We start from the raw sequence: 17,382 nt of genomic DNA on the forward strand, positions 1-17,382 counted from the left end.
GCCCGCGGATCCGGGACGAGTTCTTCTTTCCTAGCGGGAGCCGGCCAGGCCGCGGCGGACAAGCAGCGGGCGGATGTCCTTGTCGTGCCCGCGCCACTGGCGGAAGGCGTCGGTGAAATCGCGGGAGGCGCCCGCGGACAGGATCTGCTCGCGGAAGGCCTGCCCGGCCTGGCGCAGGGACTCCGCGTCGCGGAAGAGCTCGAAGCCGTCGGCGTCGAGGGCCTCGGCCCACAGGTAGGAGTAGTAGCCCGCGGAGTAGCCGCCGGCGAAGATGTGGTTGAAATACGTCGAGCGGTAGCGCGGGGCGATCCCGGTCTCTCCCAGGCCCACCTTCGCCAGGGCCTCCTGCTCGAAGTCGGCGATGGCCTCCGGGGTGGCGACCAGCTTCTCCGCCTCGGCGGCCGGCAGGCTGTGCCAGGCCAGGTCGATGACGGCCGCGGCGAGGTATTCCACCGTGGCGAAGCCCTGACCGAACTCGCGGGCGCGGCCCAGCGCCTCCAGCGTCTTGTCGGGGATGGGCTCGCCGGTGTCCACGTGGAAGGCATAGGCCTTCACCAGGCGGGGATCCAGCGCCCAGTTCTCATTAATCTGGCTGGGGAACTCCACCCAGTCCCGCGGCACGTTCGTGCCGGAGAAGGTCGGGTAGCGCACGTCGGAGAGCAGGCCGTGGAGGGCGTGGCCGAACTCGTGGAAGACCGTGTGCAGCTCGTCCTGGCTCAGCAGCACCGGCTGGCCCGCCGGCGGCTTGGACAGGTTCATCACGTTGACCACCACCGGGCGGGTGCCAAGCAGGCGGGACTGCTCCACGAACGTGCTCATCCAGGCCCCGCCGCGCTTGGAGGGGCGGGTGAAGTAGTCCGTCAGCAGCAGGCCCAGGCCGGTGCCGTCGGCATCCACGACCTCCCAGACGTCCACGTCCGGGGCGTAGCCGACCAAGTCCGGGCGCGGGTGGACCGTCACACCGTAGAGCATGTGCGCGGCCTGGAAGACCCCGTCGCTTAAGACCCGGTTGAGCGGGAAGTACTTGCGCAGCTCCTCCTCGTCGAGGGCGTAGTCGCGCTCGCGCACCCGGGACTGCCAGTAGGGCCAGTCCGCCGGGCCGAAGTCCGCGTCGTGGAAGCCGGCCTCCTCGCTCAACAGCTTGCCCTCGGCGGCGGCGTTGGCCGCGGCCGCCGGCGCCAGGTCCGCCAGCAGCTGCCGGGCCGCGTCCGCGGTACCCGCGGTCTCCTCCGCGATGACGTAGTCCGCGTGCGTGGCATAGCCCAAAAGCTCCGCGCGCCGGGCGCGCAGCCGCACCATCTCGGTCAGCACCGCGCCGTTGGATTCCGTCCCGCGCTGCTGGGAGGCCTCCCAGAGCTTTAACCGGGAGGCCGGGTCTGCCAGGCGCGCCTGCTCGGCCTGCTGGGTGGGCAGCTCCAGCGGCAGCACAAAGCCGGTGCGGCCCGCCTGGGCGGCGTAGTCCCGGGCCGCGGCCACGCGTTCTTCCGGCAGGCCGCGTAGCTGCTCGGCGCTGTCGAAGCCCACGGCCAGGCGTTTGGTGTCGTCCAGCAGGTGGCGGCCGAATTCCTCCGACAGCGCGGACAGGCGCTGGTTCAGGCGCGTCAGCTCCTCCTTGCCGGCGGCGTCCAGATCCGCGCCGCGGCGGGCGAAAGAGCGCAGGAGGTAGTCCAGCAAGCGCTGGGACTCGGGATCCTCCGGCGCGGTGACCGCCTTCAGCCGGGCGTAGAGCTCATCGTTCTGGTAGACGGCGTCGAAGTGGGCCGAGAGCTCCGGGAAGAGCTCGCCGGCCAGCTCCTGCATCTCCGGCGTGGAGTCGGTGCCCAGCAGGTTCGCGAAGTAGCTGACCACCCGCTCGAGGTCGCGGCCGGAGCGCTCCAGCGCTTCCACCGTGTTCTCCCAGCTGGGCTCCGCCGCGCCGATAGCGGCCACTTCCGCGTCGTGCCGGCGCAGCGCCTCGTCGAAGGCCGGGCGCACGTGCGCAAAAGAAATCGCGGCGAAATCCGGCAGCTGGTAATCCAGCTTCGAGGGCTCAAGCAGCGGATTGGCGGCTAGCTCCGCGGGATCCGCGGTGCGAGCCTGGGCCGCGGAATCAGAATCGGCGGGGCGGGAGGGTTGGTGAGACACAATCTTTCCTTTCTACGACGGCGGCGCGGCAAGCAGCTTTCCAGCCTGGGCAAACACCGGCCTTCGTAGCCGGCGCTGCAGCCGCAACGGCAAGGCCACCACGCTACGCCGCAGCCTGGGGCAGGGGCGCTAAATTACATCAAAGCTAGCACAACTGTGACCCGCGCTACACGGACTTTGGGGCGACCCGTGACGCCGGGGCGGACGCAGCGCGGCGCGGGGATTTCCGGGACGTGTCCCCGCCCGCGCTCGGCAGTGGCCGGAAGAGGGGCGCAACCAAGGCGAAAACAGGCGTTTTTAGAAGCTGTAAAAATAGCGTCTGTGCTGCCGATTTGTGAAAGTTTTAGGAATCGGGTTATTGTTATCAAGGCTTCAACGCGAGAGGGGCGGTAAGAATTACCGCTTGTCTTAACGAGGCTGTGCCCCCTTAGCTCAGTCGGCAGAGCGTTTCCATGGTAAGGAAAAGGTCGACAGTTCGATTCTGTCAGGGGGCTCTGTTCGTTTCTAGGGTATTATCCAACAGTGCCCTTTAAGGAAGCGGTCACTTGGCGGTGTAGCTCAGTGGTAGAGCAAGCGACTCATAATCGCTGTGTCGCGAGTTCAATTCTCGCCATCGCTACCGGGAACAAAAAGCGCCCTCGGGCGCTTTTTTATTACCGATCTCCACCGAAAATGAGGGCGGTTTATTTATTAACCCGCTACTCTGGTAGGGTAGTCCGTGCTGTTTTAAAAGCAGTACGCCTAGGGGCGTGGCGCAATTGGTAGCGCAACGGTCTCCAAAACCGTAGGTTGCAGGTTCGAGTCCTGTCGCCCCTGCCAAACTTATTTTCTAGCGAGGAGTTTAGACGTCGTGAGCGATAATCAGCGGCCAGATGCTGGCGCACAGCGCCCCACCGGCAAGCGTCAGCGCTCCGGCGCCTCCACGACCTCCTCTGCTGACTACGCCAAGAAGCACGGCGGCCAGGTCGCTACCGCGCGCCCGCAGGATGAAAAGCCGGGCAATGGCGTGGCCTCCTTCCTTCCCGAGGTTGTTACCGAGGTCAAGAAGGTCGTCTGGCCGACCGGCAAGGAAATGGTCCAGTACACCCTGGTGACCTTCGGCTTCCTGATCGTCCTGACCGCTCTGGTCTGGAGCGTCGACACGCTGACCGGCCTCGGAGTTGAGTGGGTGCTGACTCCTTAGTACACTAGGTAAACAGCAAGCTAGAAAGCTTAGTCCCGCCGCTTCCTGATGATGGGGAGGGCGGGATAATTTATTAGCCCACCGCCTATAATCGGTGGCACGCGAAACCCCAAGGTGAGGAAGAATCCAGTGAGCGAAGACAACAACCTCGAGAACTCCGTCGAGTCGGCCCTGTTGGAAAGCATCCAGGACAAGGCTGCCGACGCCGCCGAGAACGCGGACGGCGTCGAGAACGTCGAGAGCGCGGACAACGCCGCTACTGCCGAGGCCGGCGAAGGCGAGGCCCCGGCCGTGGCCGAGGGCGCCGAGAACGTGGACGGCGCCGCTACCGCCGAGGCCGCCGACGCCGCGCCGGCTGAGGGCCAGGCCGAGGAAGGCGCCGCGGGCGAAGAAGAGGTCGACCCGGAGGCGGACTACCGTCGCCGTCTGCGCGCTTTTACCTCCGAGCTGAAGAAGCGCGACGGCAAGTGGTACATCATCCAGTGCTACTCCGGCTACGAGAACAAGGTGAAGACCAACCTCGACATGCGCGCCCAGACCCTGGGCGTGGAGGACTCCATCTTCGAGGTCATCGTCCCGGTCGAGCAGGTGCTCGAGGCCAACAAGGACGGCAAGAAGAAGATCGTCAAGCGCAAGCTGCTGCCGGGCTACGTCCTGGTCCGCATGGAGCTCAACGACGCGGCCTGGTCCGTGGTCCGCGACACCCCGGGCGTTACCTCCTTCGTGGGCAACGAGGGTAACGCCACCGAGGTCAAGCCGCGCGAGGTTGCTAAGTTCCTGATGCCGAACGACACCGCCGCGAAGACCGGCGAGGCCGCCGCCAACGCCGCCGAGGGCGAGCAGGTCGTGGCCATGCCGGAGAAGGAAGCCAAGAAGAAGATCGCCCACGACTTCCAGGTGGGCGAGGCCGTGACTATCCTGTCCGGCCCGCTGGCCTCCGTGTCCGCGACCATCTCCGAGATCGACGAGGAGACCGGCAAGATGCAGGGCCTGGTCTCCATCTTTGGTCGCGAGACCCCGGTCGAGCTGTCGCCGACCGCTATCGAGCGCATCAACTAAAACTCACCCCAGTCTCCCGCTGGCGCGGAGCTCCGTGTCTCGCCAGCGCGGAGACAAACCGGGATTTGGGTCTGACAGGGCCCGTCCCGTAATATTGACCGGCGTGTGTGGCCAAGTGCCGCATACGCCGTTATTCGTTCATCCCCGGTGGCCGAACCGAAAGAGGGGAAGCATCCGGACGGCACCCGTTATTCATCGTGGCGGGCGTGCCGGTAACTAGGAAAGAGGTAATTCGATGGCTAAGAAGAAGGTTTCTGGCTTCATCAAGCTGCAGATCGAGGCTGGCGCCGCTAACCCGGCCCCGCCGGTTGGCCCGGCACTGGGTGCCCACGGCGTCAACATCATGGAGTTCTGCAAGGCTTACAACGCCGCAACCGAGAACCAGCGCGGCAACATCGTGCCGGTGGAGATCACCGTCTACGAGGATCGTTCCTTCGACTTCAAGCTGAAGACCCCGCCGGCAGCGAAGCTGCTGCTCAAGGCCGCCGGCATCAAGAAGGGCTCGGGCGTTCCGCACACCGACAAGGTTGGCTCTGTCACCTGGGATCAGTGCAAGGAAATCGCTCAGACCAAGTTCGAGGATCTGAACGCCCGCGACATCGAGAACGGCGCCCGCATCATCGCCGGTACCGCCCGCTCCATGGGCATCACCGTCGACGGCGCGCCGGCCTAAGAAACAACTGCATGTGGTAGGGCTAGCTCCGGCCCGCCAAAGACCACACCACCCTTTATTCAAGAAAAGGACTGCTAATAATGAGCACCAAATCCAAGGCTTACAAGGCCGCCGCGGAAAAGGTTGACTTTTCCCGCCTGTACCGTCCGCTAGAGGCCGCCAAGCTGGCCAAGGAGACCTCCTCCAAGAACTTCGACGCCACCGTCGACGTTGTCCTGCGCCTGGGCGTTGACCCGCGCAAGGCCGACCAGCTGGTCCGCGGCACCGTCTCCCTGCCGAACGGCACCGGTAAGGACGTCCGCGTGGCCGTCTTCGCCGAGGGCGAGAAGGCTACCGAGGCTGAGCAGGCGGGCGCCGACATCGTCGGCACCGAGCAGCTGCTCGAGGCCGTCAACGCCGGCAACCTGGACTTCGACGTGGCCATCGCCACCCCGGACCAGATGGCCAAGGTCGGCCGCGTGGCCCGCGTCCTGGGCCCGCGTGGTCTGATGCCGAACCCGAAGACCGGCACCGTGACCAACGATGTGGCTAAGGCCATCTCCGAGGTCAAGGGCGGCAAGATCTCCTTCCGCGTGGACAAGGCTGCTAACCTGCACGCCATCCTGGGCAAGGCTTCCTTCGACGCGGAGAAGCTGGCTGAGAACTACGGCGCCCTCATGGACGAGATCCAGCGCCTGAAGCCTTCCTCCGCGAAGGGCGTGTACATCAAGCGCGCCACCATCTCCACCACCTCCGGCCCCGGCATCCCTGTCGATGCCTCCGTGGTGAAGGACTACGCAGCGGAGTAAATCCCCGCCTCGCGTCACGGCGCCATGCTCACAGTGAGCGTGGCGCCTTTTGGCGTTTTGTAGCCCGCCCCGCTTTCCGACGCCGCGCCGGGGGCCTTCCATTCCGCTTCGGCGCCGCGTCCCGCCCTACGCGGCAGGCTCGTCGATTGCGTCGAGGATCCACTCGCCGCCGTCACGGACGACGTTTTTGGCCAAGGGAATCTGGTGCGAGGCGGATTCAAGGATGTGCATGAAGTACCCGGCGGTGTTGGGAATGGCGATGGTATCGCCTACGGCCACGCCCTGTGGGAAGTCCATCTTGCGGCGCATGATGATCTCGTCCTCGATGCAGTAGGCGCCCACCAGGTAACCCGTGCGCGGGTGGCGCTCGCCCTGACCGGTGGGAACGAGGAAGGGGTCCAGCAGGATGTCATCCGCGGCGGTGCGGCACTGCGTGCGGTTCATGGCCACGCCGATGAGCGGCAGCCCGTCGGAGCGCTGCTTGAGGAAGAACACGGTGGTGAGGATCATCCCGCAGCCGTCGAGGAGGCTGCGCCCTGGTTCCAAGTGGAGGGCGATGGAGCGAGAGGACAGCGCCGTGGCGGCAGTGCCATAACCTGCTACCTCGCCGCTGAGCAGCGCACGGAGCCATTCTCCTCGGGTGGGGCTTTGCCAGAACGGGTAGGTGTTACGCAGCGGGTCGGACTTCCAGGTGAATTGCTCACCCTCGCCAGCGCGCTGCTGGTCGATGCGGCTCAGGTAGTGCTCCCACTGTTGTGGGGATTCCAGGTAGCTCATGGGCACGCCGCCACCAATATCGATGAAGGAGGCGGGGTGGCCTTGTGCACGCATAGCCTCGATCAGGGCGACGGCCTCGCCGAGCGCGGTGCGCCGGTCGGCTTCGGAGTAACCGTGCAGGTGCACGTGCACGCCGACCACCGTTACGTTCGCGGGCCAGTCGGCGTGGAGCCAGGTTTCTAAACGCTCGCCGAAGCGCGTGGGCGGCAGGTGCTGCGGGTTGGGGGCGAGTCGCGGGGCGACCTTGGCGGGGCCAAGCTTGCCGATGCTTGCTAGTTCCCCCATGTTGTCGCAAGAGATGACCACCCCGGCCTTAACCGCGGTGCGCAGCAGCTCCTCGTTCTTGATGGCGGCGCTGAGGATGATCTTTTGGGGCGCGACCCCGGCAGCGAGGACTTGGCGCAGCTCATCGAGGCTGGCTACGTCCACGCCGTGCCCGGCCTCCCGCGCGGCGGCGACGAAGGCCAGAGCCTTGTTGGCCTTGCGGGCGAAAAAGACCTTGGTCTCAACGCCAAGGTGGGAGCCGGCATCGACGAGCTCGGCGGCGTTGCGGCGCAGGGCGGAAGTATCCAGGACGTTGACCGGCGAGCCGAAGCGCTGGGTGAGCTCGGCTACCTGGGAGGGATCGGCGAGCAGATCGCGCATCCACGGCTCGAGGCGCGCGGCCAAGGGGACGGTACCGTGGATGGGCAGCGGCGAGTGCGGGTGGGAGGTCATGGCTTTCCTACTTTCTCCGCCCAGCGGGGGATGTCGGTGTGGTTGTCGCGGCTCAAGGAATCGTGGCCAGGGAGGATCTTTTCGTTCCTGCGGCCAATTTCTACCACGCCCGGAACGTCCGAAAAGGGGGTCGGGCGGCCCTGTGGGGCGATGGTGGCGTCGATGAGCAGGTCGATGTCCGGGGCGGGGCCGGTCGAGCCGCCCATCCACTCGTCGATCGTTTCGGGGCGGGCGAGGTAGGTGGTATCCACCTGCCCGGAATCGAGGGCATCGGCGAGCACTTGCGCGGTGATGGGTGGCGGCCCGAACGACACCCGCTCGAGGGTGCGGGCGAGCTCCGCGAACCCGGGGATGACCCCGTCGTGGGCGTGGTGGTCGACGAAGTTATTGAACAGGCCGCGGAAGGCCACGCCGATGGCTCCGGCCGCATGGAGCGGTGCGTCCCCGCGGGCGACGCGGAGGGAATGATGGAATTCGGCAACGGCGTCACCGGTGAAGTCCTCGCCGTCCAGCACGTGGTGCAGCTGCGCGGCGGCAAAATCACCCAGGGTGAGGGCGGCATCGATCAGCACCTTCCGCACTTCGGCGGCGGAGCCGGCGGTGCGGGCCGCGGCGTGCAGGTAAGAGGGGAACTCAGGGAGCGGGGGTTTGACCTCCATGAAGCGGCCGCTGCGGGAGACGGGGTAGATGGTCTCGGCCTCCGGGTAGCGCAGGCACACGTCGATAAAGCTCAGCGCTGCGCCGCGGGTGCCGATTCGCCTAGGGCTGGTGGGGAGGTCGGCGCCGAAGTACAACCCGGTGACCGGCACGGCGCTGGGCCGGTGGTGGAGGGCCGTCGGGTGATCGTGGGCGTGACCCGTGCAGACTAATACCTCGTCGAAGCGTGCCTGCGCGATCTCGGCGGCGGATTCGGGCTCGCCGCTCACGATCACTTGGTAGCGCCCATCGGCATCCTGGTGCACGGCGTGAACGAGGCGGGGGAGATGGCGCAGCTGCAGGTTAGCGGGGCTGCGGTGTACGGCGGCGGCCCAGGCATCTGCCAGGAATTGACCCACGACGGCCCGCGGGGGAAATTCCTCGGCGGGAATGCCGCGGTGGGTGCACCACTCGCCAAAGGTTTCCACAGAGCTGCGCACGATGGACGAGGAGACGTTCAACCGCCAGCACGTGGGTTGATCCGGGCGGTACACCGCACCCGCGCCGGCGGGGTGCGGGTCGAATACCGTGACCGTAAGTTCCGCTCGGGCGCGGTCTATGAGCTCCTCGACCGCCCATAGGCTGCGAGGGCCGCCGCCGATGATCGCTACGTTCCTACTCATGCCTCCACCTTCGCGCGCAGTTGGGCGGCGAGATTTGGAAGTTCTCGGCGACCCACTCGTCGTTGTAGATGGTTTCGAGGTAGGCGTGGCCGGCATCGTGAAGAATCAGCACCAACCGTGAACCCGGCTCTAGCTCGGGGATGCGTCGCAGCGCCGCGGCGACCACGGCGCCGCCCGAAGCGCCCGGCAACAACCCCTCGCGGAAGGCGAGGGTTCGGGCGCCGACGACCGCGTCGAGGTCCGGCACGCGCACCACCTCGGATGGGGTGAAGGCGGTGGAAAGATCGGTGACCACCCCGGCGCCGTAGCCGGGCAATAAGCGGGTGCCGCGGGTACCGCCAAAGAGCACAGAACCCAGGGCATCCACCCCGATGGTGCGGGTATCCGCCCCCACCTCATCGAGTTTGCGCACGCACCCGCCGAGGGTGCCCGTGGTGCTCATGGCCACCATCAGGTGAGAGGGCGCTGCGCCCAATTGTTCGAGGATTTCCTGCATCGTTCCCTCGGCGTGGGCATGGAAGGCGGCCTGGTTGGCGTATTGGTTGAGGTTGTGCGAGCGCGGGATCTCGCGCAGCAGCTCCTGCACGCGGCTGCGGCGGGCAGAAAGCCAATCCCCGGTTTCCGGATCCGGGTGTTCGAGCATCTCCACCGTCGCCCCGAAGGCGCGCATTGTGGCCACGGTGCTGCGATTGACGCGCGGATCCACCACACAGTGAAAGTGCATTCCCTCGAGCGGGGCGAGCCGGGCAAGGGCCATGCCGAGGTTGCCGGAGGAGGATTCCACGAGCGTGGAACCCGGCCCAACCTCGCCGGCCTCCAGCGCTGCGTTGAGAAGCGCGCGGGCGGTGCGATCCTTCGCTGAACCGCCGAGGTTGAATTGCTCGAGCTTGGCATAGATGTGGACGTCCTCGCGCTCGTGCAACCGGTCAAGGCGCATCAAGGGGGTGTTGCCAATCGGCGGGCGGGTCGAACTGCACGGTGGTGGGGTGGTCATTTCCCCAATGCTAGTGCGAATCCGCGGAGCCTGCAGCTGCTTGCTCCTTCATGTCCGCGTAGGCCTCTAGGGCGGCCTGGCGCGATTCCTTTACGTCCACGATGGGAGGGGGAGACAACGGCGGCGTCCAGCGGGCGACGTACTCCCCATCCGGATCGAACTTCTGCTCCTGCGTCAACGGGTTGAAAATGCGGAAGAAGGGCGCGGCGTCGTCACCGCAGCCGGCCACCCACTGCCAATTGAAGGGGTTGGAGGCGGGATCGGCGTCGACAAGCGTCTCCCAGAACCACTCCTCCCCGCGGCGCCAATGAATGCCTAGGTTCTTGGTCAGGAAGGAACCCACCACCATGCGCACGCGGTTGTGCATGTACCCGGTCTCCCACAGCTCTCGCATGCCGGCATCGACCAAGGGAATCCCGGTCTCCCCGCGCTGCCAGGCGGGCAGGTGCTCGCTTTCCGATGCCCAGTCAAAGCCGTCGAACCGCTTTCGCACGTTGCGGGTGGCGAGGTCCGGCAGGTGGTAGAGCCGGTGCCAGGCGAAGTCCCGCCACAGCAACTCGGAGTGGAATTTCGCGGAACCGGGTAGTTCGGCGGCCGCCACCCATGCTTCGCGAGGGGAGATCTCCCCAAAACGCAGGTGTGGGGAGAGCAGGCTGGTGACCTGTTTGGAGGGGAAGTCGCGGCACTTCGCGTAGTCGGTGAGGTCGAGGGCTGCCAGCTTGGCGCGGGCTGCCGGCTCCCCTGGTGTCCAATACTGGGCGAGCTTGTCCTCCCAGGCGGCCTGGTGGGGCGTGCCGGCTTCCTTATCGGCGGGGGCCGGCGCGCCGCGCAGGGTGGGCTCGGGCAGGGGATCGTCGTCACGCAGCTGCTGGCGGGCGGCCTTGACAAACGGCGTGTAGACCCGGTAGGGCTCACCCTTGAGGGTGAGCACCTCCCATGGTTCGACCAGGGTGTGTCCGGGGTGGGAGGTGGCGTTCACGCGGGCATCGGAAAGCGCCTGCTTGACCGCCGCGTCGACCTCCCGCAACGGTTGGTGGTAGCGGCGGGTCCAGGAAACGGAAGTGGCGGCGACCTCGGCGCAGAACTCGGGCACGACGGTGCGGGCGTCGCCCTTGCGGCGCAGCAGCTGCACGCCGTATTCCGCGAGGCGTTCGCGCAGGCTCGACAGGGAACGCTCGCGCCACCACTTGGCGGCCCCGCCGAGCTGGCGGGTGCCTGGGTGCGCCGGTTCATCTACCACGAGGGCGACCACCTCGCCCTGCTCGCTGGCCCAGGTCAGGGCCTGGTTATCGGAAAGGCGGAGATCGTCGCGAAACCACATCACACACGTCATGGGTGCGATGATAGACGCGGAATTTGGTTTTCTACCTGGGCCGCTGTTAGGCTAACCGACGAAGTTTGAACGGCGTTGCGCGCTCGAATCACCTCGAGTTCGGCGGCGCCCGTACAAAGTTCACCGAAGACCGTTGGTCATCCAGGAATGGATCGAAGGTTTCCCACCCGTTGGGAGCGGCCCACGCAGGAGACACTTTGCGACACTAAGCGAAAGCACGTCCTTTCGCCCGCGCCCTGTGCTCTTGCACGGGGCTTTTTGTTGTCCTTTAATCGCCCAACCCATAAGGGGCTGGCGGTAAGGGCGGCGGAGGGCCCCGGCGGAAAACAAAAGAGATGTTTTGGAAGGAGGCGAGAATCAAATGGCAAACCCAAAAAATACTGCAGACCTGAAAGAGCTGAAGGAAAAGCTGGACGGTGCTAACTCTGTCGTGCTGACCGAGTACCGCGGCCTGACCGTATCTCAGCTGCAGGAACTGCGTAATGACTTGGGCTTTGACGTTGATTACTCCGTCGCCAAGAACACCCTTTTCAAGATCGCTGCCGCTGAAGCCGGCATCGAGGGTCTTGACGATCTGCTGACTGGCCCGACCGCTATTGCGTTCATCAAGGGCGAGGCAGTGGATGCTGCGAAGGTCATCAAGAAGTTCGCTGATGACAACAAGGCACTCGTCGTCAAGGGTGGCTACATGGACGGCAACGCGCTTACCGCGGAGCAGGTCCAGGCCATCGCCGAGCTGGACAACCGCGAGACCACTCTCGCGAAGCTGGCTGGCGCCATGAAGGGTTCTATGGCAAAGGCTGCGGCTGTATTCAACGCTCCTGCAACCAAGATGGTCCGCACCGCTGCTGCGCTGCAGGACAAGAAGGAAGCAGAAGCTTAAACCCGCGTAAATCTACGCACCACGTACACACCACAATTCGGAACCGTCTGGGTTCCACACAGAAAGGATGGCCATCATGGCTAAGCTCACCAAGGACGAGCTCATTGAAGCTTTCAAGGAAATGACCCTCATCGAGCTCTCCGAGTTCGTCAAGGAATTCGAAGAGGTCTTCGACGTTGAGGCTGCCGCTCCGGTTGCCGCTGCTGCTCCGGGCGCTCCGGCTGCCGGTGGCGACGCTGCTGCTGAGGAGAAGGACGAGTTCGACGTCGTTCTGACCGACGCTGGCGCCAAGAAGATCGGCGTCATCAAGGCTGTCCGCGAGATCGTCTCCGGCCTGGGCCTGAAGGAAGCCAAGGAGCTCGTTGAGTCCGCTCCGAAGGCCATCCTGGAAGGCGCCAACAAGGACGACGCCGAGGCCGCCAAGACCAAGCTGGAAGAGGCTGGCGCTTCCGTCGAGCTGAAGTAGTCTCAATCAGACTCACTTCGGCTTCGGCCTAAGCCTCCTCAAGGCTTAAACCACCTCCGCCTGCCCCGCATCACCGCGGGAGCAGGCGGAGGTTTTTCATGTTCTCACCCCCTTCCGGGCAGCTTTCGCACGCCGGAAACCGGGTGTTTCATTATCAACCAGCAATTGCTGGGTTGTAAGATGCTGTACCATGCTGCCCAAATCCCGCATCATCTCCGTGATCGTTCTAGGCCTCGGCATCGCTTTGATCGCCGCGGGCGCGCTCGCGCCTGTCTTCCTAGACCTGCGGGCCAAGCTGCCGCTGGACGCCGAGCACACCACGTTTAGCTTCAGCGACCCGGACGGGCGGGCGCAGACCACAAGCGAAGAAGGGACGCAGCCCTACGAGGGCCCGCTGGCCTACCAGCTGCACTACGACACCGTGGATCCCTCCGGCAAGGAGGACGCCTCCCTGCGGGTCGGGCAGACCACCGTGCGCGGCACCGAGGCCGACGCCGGCGACGTTGAGAACCTGGTCAGCGCCCAGGTGTGGAATTTCCCCATCGACCGCGTCAGCGGTGCGGCCCAGGACAAGGCCCGCCTGAACCACACGATCGCCTCGCCGGCGGCGGAGGTGGCCATCGACGGCTACTGGCTGAAATTCCCGTCGGAGGCGGAAAAGACCACCTACCCGGTCTTCGATCCGACCCTGCGGAAGGCAGAAGACGCCGTCTTCGCCGAGGAGCAGGAGATAGACGGCCGGGAGATCTACCGTTACGACCAGGAGATCGCCCCGGTCAATGTCGCCACGCTGTACGCGGGGATGGGTAACACCACCCAGTTCGAGACGCCCGAGGGCGGCACGGAGCCCGGCTACCTGTTCCATTCCGGCAAGCGCAGCATCTACGTCGACCACGCCACGGGCATGGTGGTCGGCATGGACCTAGACATCGACGACTACTATGGCACTCGGGAGGGCGAACGCCGCGAGGACGCCTTCGTCTTCCAGGCCTCCACCTCCGACGAGGATCGCGCCCAGCTCATCGGGCAGGCCGGCCAGATTCCGGATCCGCAGGTCGCGAATATCGCGCGCTGGATTGGCCTCGGCCTAGGCGTTGTCTTAACCATCATTGGGCTGCTGGGAGTCTTCGGGGTTTTCGGTCCGCGCGGCCAGAAGGTTAAGCGGGCCCTCTGAGGCTAAGGCTCAGACCGCGTGGCCCTCGGCGTTCGCGACTAGGAACCCGGGTGGGCACATAGACGATCGCGCGCGTCTTTACAAATCGCCGGAATTGATATAGGCTGTTTCGTTGCGCTGGAATCCGGATCCCCAGTGCACATTTAGCCTTGGCACGTGGTGATGGTAAAGCGACTTGACAAGGTGATTTTGTGCTACCTGAGCCCGCTGATTCCACAGCAGACCGAATGCTAAATCTACCAGCGGTTTTGCTTGCTCGCCCCTCCCAGGCGGGGAAGTGATCCGCGTGAGGTGCTGGAAGGACCCATCTTGGCAGTCTCCCGCCAGACCAAGTCAGTGGCCAATATCCCTGGAGCCCCGAAGCGTTATTCGTTCGCTAAGATTAGCGAGCCGATTGCGGTTCCGGGCCTCCTTGACTTACAACTTGATTCTTTTGCATGGCTCATCGGCACGCCGGAGTGGCGTGAGCGCCAGCAGGCTGAACGCGGCGACGACGCGCGCGTTACCTCTGGCCTGGAGGACATCCTAGAGGAATTGTCCCCGATCGAGGACTACTCGGGCAATATGTCCCTGTCGCTGTCCGAGCCGCGCTTCGAGCCGGTGAAGAACACCGTCGACGAGTGTAAAGAAAAGGACATCAACTACTCGGCGCCGCTCTACGTGACCGCAGAGTTCATCAACAATGACACCCAGGAGATTAAGTCTCAGACGGTGTTCATCGGCGACTTCCCGATGATGACCGACAAGGGTACGTTCATTGTCAACGGCACCGAGCGTGTTGTCGTCTCCCAGCTCGTGCGTTCCCCGGGCGTGTACTTTGACCAGACCATCGATAAGTCCACGGAGCGCCCGCTGCACTCCGTGAAGGTCATCCCGTCCCGCGGCGCCTGGCTCGAATTCGACGTGGACAAGCGCGACACCGTCGGCGTGCGCATTGACCGCAAGCGCCGCCAGCCGGTCACCGTGCTGCTCAAGGCCCTGGGCTGGTCCGAAGAGCAGATCCGCGAGCGCTTCGGCTTCTCCGAGCTGATGATGTCCACCCTCGAGTCCGATGGCGTTGCCAACACGGACGAGGCCCTGCTGGAGATCTACCGCAAGCAGCGCCCGGGTGAGCAGCCGACCCGCGAGCTTGCTCAGTCCCTGCTGGACAACTCCTTCTTCCGTGCGAAGCGCTACGACCTGGCCAAGGTCGGCCGCTACAAGGTCAACCGCAAGCTGGGCCTGGGCGGCGACCACGACGGCTTGATGACCCTGACCGAGGAAGACATCGCCGTCGCGCTGGAGTACCTGGTGCGCCTGCACGTCGGTGAGCGCGAGATGAAGGCGCCGAACGGTGAGATGATCTCCATCAACACCGACGACATCGACCACTTCGGCAACCGCCGTCTGCGCACCGTGGGCGAGCTGATCCAGAACCAGGTCCGCGTGGGCCTGTCCCGCATGGAGCGCGTCGTGCGCGAGCGCATGACCACCCAGGACGCGGAGTCCATCACGCCGACCTCGCTGATCAACGTGCGCCCGGTCTCGGCAGCTATCCGCGAGTTCTTCGGTACCTCGCAGCTGTCCCAGTTCATGGACCACAACAACTCGCTGTCCGGCCTGACCCACAAGCGCCGCCTGTCCGCGCTGGGCCCGGGCGGCCTGTCCCGTGAGCGCGCCGGCATCGAGGTGCGAGACGTGCACCCGTCCCACTACGGCCGCATGTGCCCGATTGAGACCCCGGAGGGCCCGAACATTGGCCTGATCGGCTCGCTGGCTTCCTACGCCCGCGTGAACTCCTTCGGCTTCATCGAGACCCCGTACCGCAAGGTCGTCGACGGCAAGGTCACCGACCAAGTCGAGTACCTGACCGCCGACGAGGAAGATCGCTTCTCCATCGCCCAGGCCGAGGTCGAGCAGGACGCCGAGGGCAACATCATCGGCGACCGTATCGAGGTCCGCCAGCGCGACGGCGACATCGCCGTGACCGACGCCTCCGGCGTCGACTACGTGGACGTCTCCCCGCGCCAGATGGTCTCCGTGGCTACCGCCATGATTCCGTTCCTGGAGCACGACGACGCTAACCGTGCACTGATGGGCGCGAACATGCAGCGCCAGGCAGTGCCGCTGGTGCGCTCCGAGTCCCCGTACGTGGGCACCGGCATGGAGCAGCGCGCGGCTTACGACGCCGGCGATCTGGTCATCACCCCAAAGGCCGGCGTGGTCGAGGACGTGACCGCGGACCTCATCACCATCATGGACGACGAGGGCCAGCGCGACACCTACATGCTGCGCAAGTTCGAGCGCACCAACCAGGGCACGAACTACAACCAGACCCCGCTGGTGTCCATGGGCGAGCGCGTCGAGGCCGGCCAGGTGCTGGCCGACGGCCCGGGTACCCACAACGGTGAGATGTCGCTGGGCCGCAACCTGCTCGTGGCGTTCATGCCGTGGGAAGGCCACAACTACGAGGACGCCATCATCCTCAACCAGCGCATCGTCGAAGAGGACATCCTGACCTCCGTGCACATCGAGGAGCACGAGATCGATGCCCGCGACACCAAGCTGGGTGCCGAGGAAATCACCCGCGAGATCCCGAACGTGGCCGAGGACGTGCTCAGCGATCTGGACGAGCGCGGCATCATCCGCATCGGCGCCGACGTCCGCCCGGGTGACATCCTGGTCGGTAAGGTCACCCCGAAGGGTGAGACCGAGCTGACCCCGGAGGAGCGCCTGCTGCGCGCCATCTTCGGCGAGAAGGCCCGCGAGGTGCGCGACACCTCGATGAAGGTCCCGCACGGTGAGGTCGGCAAGGTTATCGGCGTGGCTCGGTTCAGCCGCGAGGACGATGACGACCTGGCCCCGGGCGTCAACGAGATGATCCGCGTCTACGTCGCCCAGAAGCGCAAGATCCAGGACGGCGACAAGATGGCCGGCCGCCACGGCAACAAGGGCGTTGTCGGTAAGATCCTGCCGCCGGAGGACATGCCGTTCATGGCGGACGGTACCCCGGTCGATATCATCCTGAACACCCACGGTGTTCCGCGTCGTATGAACATCGGCCAGGTCCTCGAGGTCCACCTCGGCTGGCTGGCACACGCCGGCTGGAAGGTCGACGTCGACGACCCGGCTAACGCCGAGCTGCTCAAGACCCTGCCGGAAGAGCTCTACGACGTCCCGGCCGACTCGCTGACCGCCACCCCGGTCTTCGACGGCGCGACCAACGAAGAGATCTCCCGCCTGCTGGCGTCCTCCCGCCCGAACCGCGACGGCGACGTCCTGGTCGACGGCGAGGGCAAGGCCACGCTGTTCGACGGCCGCTCCGGCGAGCCGTACAAGTACCCGATCTCGGTCGGCTACATGTACATGCTCAAGCTGCACCACCTGGTGGATGAGAAGATCCACGCCCGTTCGACTGGTCCGTACTCCATGATTACCCAGCAGCCGCTGGGTGGTAAGGCCCAGTTCGGTGGCCAGCGCTTCGGCGAGATGGAGGTGTGGGCCATGCAGGCATACGGCGCGGCCTACACCCTGCAGGAGCTGCTGACCATCAAGTCGGACGACGTGGTCGGCCGCGTGAAGGTCTACGAGGCCATTGTGAAGGGCGAGAACATCCCGGATCCGGGCATCCCGGAATCCTTCAAGGTGTTGCTCAAGGAGCTGCAGTCGCTGTGCCTGAACGTGGAGGTCCTGTCCACCGACGGCACGCCGATGGAGCTTTCCGGCTCGGATGAAGACGACATGGAATCCGGTTCCTCGCTGGGCATTAACCTGTCCCGCGATGAGGGTTCCGCCGCCGACATCGCCTAGCGACTCTGCTTTAGGTCCGCCGCTGGTATACCCAGCGGCGGGCAAGGAAACAAGTTACTTTTTCAAATGCCAACAATTCCTCGTTAAACGAGGATGAAAGGGA

General features: G+C 65.2%; 13 protein-coding genes and 3 tRNA genes. 11 read left to right on the forward strand and 5 right to left on the reverse strand.

Annotation, left to right across the window (positions count from 1 at the left end; genetic code table 11):
• Positions 1–30 precede the first annotated feature (30 nt).
• The gene (locus VVR85_RS09980) at positions 31–2,037 is read right to left on the reverse strand and encodes a M3 family metallopeptidase (RefSeq protein ID WP_368520842.1); all 2,007 of its coding nucleotides are present in this window, start codon (positions 2,035–2,037) and stop codon (positions 31–33) included.
• A 508-nt stretch (positions 2,038–2,545) separates the two neighbouring features.
• Between VVR85_RS09980 and VVR85_RS09985 the strand changes: the two genes are divergently transcribed.
• The 7 genes from VVR85_RS09985 to rplA all read left to right on the forward strand — a co-directional run bounded on the left by VVR85_RS09985 (position 2,546) and on the right by rplA (position 5,827).
• Positions 2,546–2,618, forward strand: a tRNA-Thr gene (locus VVR85_RS09985).
• Positions 2,619–2,671: 53 nt separating this feature from the next.
• A tRNA-Met gene (locus tag VVR85_RS09990) sits at positions 2,672–2,743 on the forward strand.
• A gap of 124 nt (positions 2,744–2,867) precedes the next feature.
• Positions 2,868–2,943, forward strand: a tRNA-Trp gene (locus VVR85_RS09995).
• Positions 2,944–2,974: 31 nt separating this feature from the next.
• Positions 2,975–3,307, forward strand: coding sequence for a preprotein translocase subunit SecE (gene secE, locus VVR85_RS10000; RefSeq protein ID WP_368520748.1), 333 nt, complete (start codon positions 2,975–2,977; stop codon positions 3,305–3,307).
• Positions 3,308–3,436: 129 nt separating this feature from the next.
• The gene (gene nusG, locus VVR85_RS10005; RefSeq protein ID WP_368520749.1) at positions 3,437–4,366 is read left to right on the forward strand and encodes a transcription termination/antitermination protein NusG; all 930 of its coding nucleotides are present in this window, start codon (positions 3,437–3,439) and stop codon (positions 4,364–4,366) included.
• A 235-nt stretch (positions 4,367–4,601) separates the two neighbouring features.
• Positions 4,602–5,039: a 50S ribosomal protein L11 gene (gene rplK / locus VVR85_RS10010; RefSeq protein WP_290224617.1), complete on the forward strand. Its 438-nt coding sequence runs from the start codon at positions 4,602–4,604 to the stop codon at positions 5,037–5,039.
• An 80-nt stretch (positions 5,040–5,119) separates the two neighbouring features.
• Positions 5,120–5,827 carry a 50S ribosomal protein L1 gene (gene rplA, locus VVR85_RS10015; RefSeq protein ID WP_368520750.1) on the forward strand — a complete coding sequence of 236 codons (708 nt, stop codon included), beginning with the start codon at positions 5,120–5,122 and terminating at the stop codon, positions 5,825–5,827.
• Positions 5,828–5,953: 126 nt separating this feature from the next.
• Here rplA and VVR85_RS10020 read toward each other — a convergent pair whose 3' ends face one another.
• The 4 genes from VVR85_RS10020 to VVR85_RS10035 are packed head-to-tail and all read right to left on the reverse strand — an operon-like array spanning position 5,954 to position 10,967.
• The gene (locus tag VVR85_RS10020; RefSeq protein WP_368520751.1) at positions 5,954–7,321 is read right to left on the reverse strand and encodes a Y4yA family PLP-dependent enzyme; all 1,368 of its coding nucleotides are present in this window, start codon (positions 7,319–7,321) and stop codon (positions 5,954–5,956) included.
• Complete coding sequence (locus tag VVR85_RS10025; RefSeq protein ID WP_368520752.1) at positions 7,318–8,640, reverse strand: FAD/NAD(P)-binding protein; 1,323 nt, start codon at positions 8,638–8,640, stop codon at positions 7,318–7,320. Before VVR85_RS10025 ends, VVR85_RS10020 begins: the two co-directional genes overlap by 4 nt.
• Complete coding sequence (locus VVR85_RS10030; RefSeq protein ID WP_368520753.1) at positions 8,633–9,634, reverse strand: pyridoxal-phosphate dependent enzyme; 1,002 nt, start codon at positions 9,632–9,634, stop codon at positions 8,633–8,635. The genes VVR85_RS10025 and VVR85_RS10030 overlap by 8 nt, the downstream gene beginning before the upstream one ends.
• 10 nt (positions 9,635–9,644) lie before the next feature.
• On the reverse strand, positions 9,645–10,967 hold the full coding sequence (locus VVR85_RS10035; protein WP_368520754.1) for a deoxyribodipyrimidine photo-lyase: 1,323 nt from the start codon (positions 10,965–10,967) through the stop codon (positions 9,645–9,647).
• Between the two features lie 361 nt (positions 10,968–11,328).
• Here VVR85_RS10035 and rplJ point away from each other — a divergent pair, with 361 nt between their 5' ends.
• From rplJ to VVR85_RS10055, 4 genes are all read left to right on the forward strand, one after another.
• A complete protein-coding gene (gene rplJ / locus VVR85_RS10040; RefSeq protein WP_368520755.1) occupies positions 11,329–11,850 on the forward strand; it encodes a 50S ribosomal protein L10 in 522 nt (173 codons plus the stop codon).
• Between the two features lie 76 nt (positions 11,851–11,926).
• On the forward strand, positions 11,927–12,316 hold the full coding sequence (gene rplL / locus VVR85_RS10045; RefSeq protein WP_368520756.1) for a 50S ribosomal protein L7/L12: 390 nt from the start codon (positions 11,927–11,929) through the stop codon (positions 12,314–12,316).
• Between the two features lie 190 nt (positions 12,317–12,506).
• Positions 12,507–13,490, forward strand: coding sequence for a DUF3068 domain-containing protein (locus tag VVR85_RS10050; RefSeq protein ID WP_368520757.1), 984 nt, complete (start codon positions 12,507–12,509; stop codon positions 13,488–13,490).
• Positions 13,491–13,781: 291 nt separating this feature from the next.
• Positions 13,782–17,279 carry a DNA-directed RNA polymerase subunit beta gene (locus tag VVR85_RS10055; RefSeq protein WP_368520758.1) on the forward strand — a complete coding sequence of 1,166 codons (3,498 nt, stop codon included), beginning with the start codon at positions 13,782–13,784 and terminating at the stop codon, positions 17,277–17,279.
• Positions 17,280–17,382 lie beyond the last annotated feature (103 nt).

Source organism: Corynebacterium sp. LK2590 (assembly GCF_040946105.1).
Taxonomy (GTDB): domain Bacteria; phylum Actinomycetota; class Actinomycetes; order Mycobacteriales; family Mycobacteriaceae; genus Corynebacterium.

Bases quoted from the DNA above. Each gene is read 5' to 3' on its own strand.
- rplA (WP_368520750.1), top strand. From the start codon at position 5,120: ATGAGCACCAAATCCAAGGCTTACAAGGCCGCCGCGGAAAAGGTTGAC.
- VVR85_RS10050 (WP_368520757.1), top strand. From the start codon at position 12,507: ATGCTGCCCAAATCCCGCATCATCTCCGTGATCGTTCTAGGCCTCGGC.
- VVR85_RS10030 (WP_368520753.1), bottom strand. From the start codon at position 9,634: ATGACCACCCCACCACCGTGCAGTTCGACCCGCCCGCCGATTGGCAAC.
- VVR85_RS10025 (WP_368520752.1), bottom strand. From the start codon at position 8,640: ATGAGTAGGAACGTAGCGATCATCGGCGGCGGCCCTCGCAGCCTATGG.
- rplL (WP_368520756.1), top strand. From the start codon at position 11,927: ATGGCTAAGCTCACCAAGGACGAGCTCATTGAAGCTTTCAAGGAAATG.
- VVR85_RS10035 (WP_368520754.1), bottom strand. From the start codon at position 10,967: ATGACGTGTGTGATGTGGTTTCGCGACGATCTCCGCCTTTCCGATAAC.
- VVR85_RS10020 (WP_368520751.1), bottom strand. From the start codon at position 7,321: ATGACCTCCCACCCGCACTCGCCGCTGCCCATCCACGGTACCGTCCCC.
- rplJ (WP_368520755.1), top strand. From the start codon at position 11,329: ATGGCAAACCCAAAAAATACTGCAGACCTGAAAGAGCTGAAGGAAAAG.
- rplK (WP_290224617.1), top strand. From the start codon at position 4,602: ATGGCTAAGAAGAAGGTTTCTGGCTTCATCAAGCTGCAGATCGAGGCT.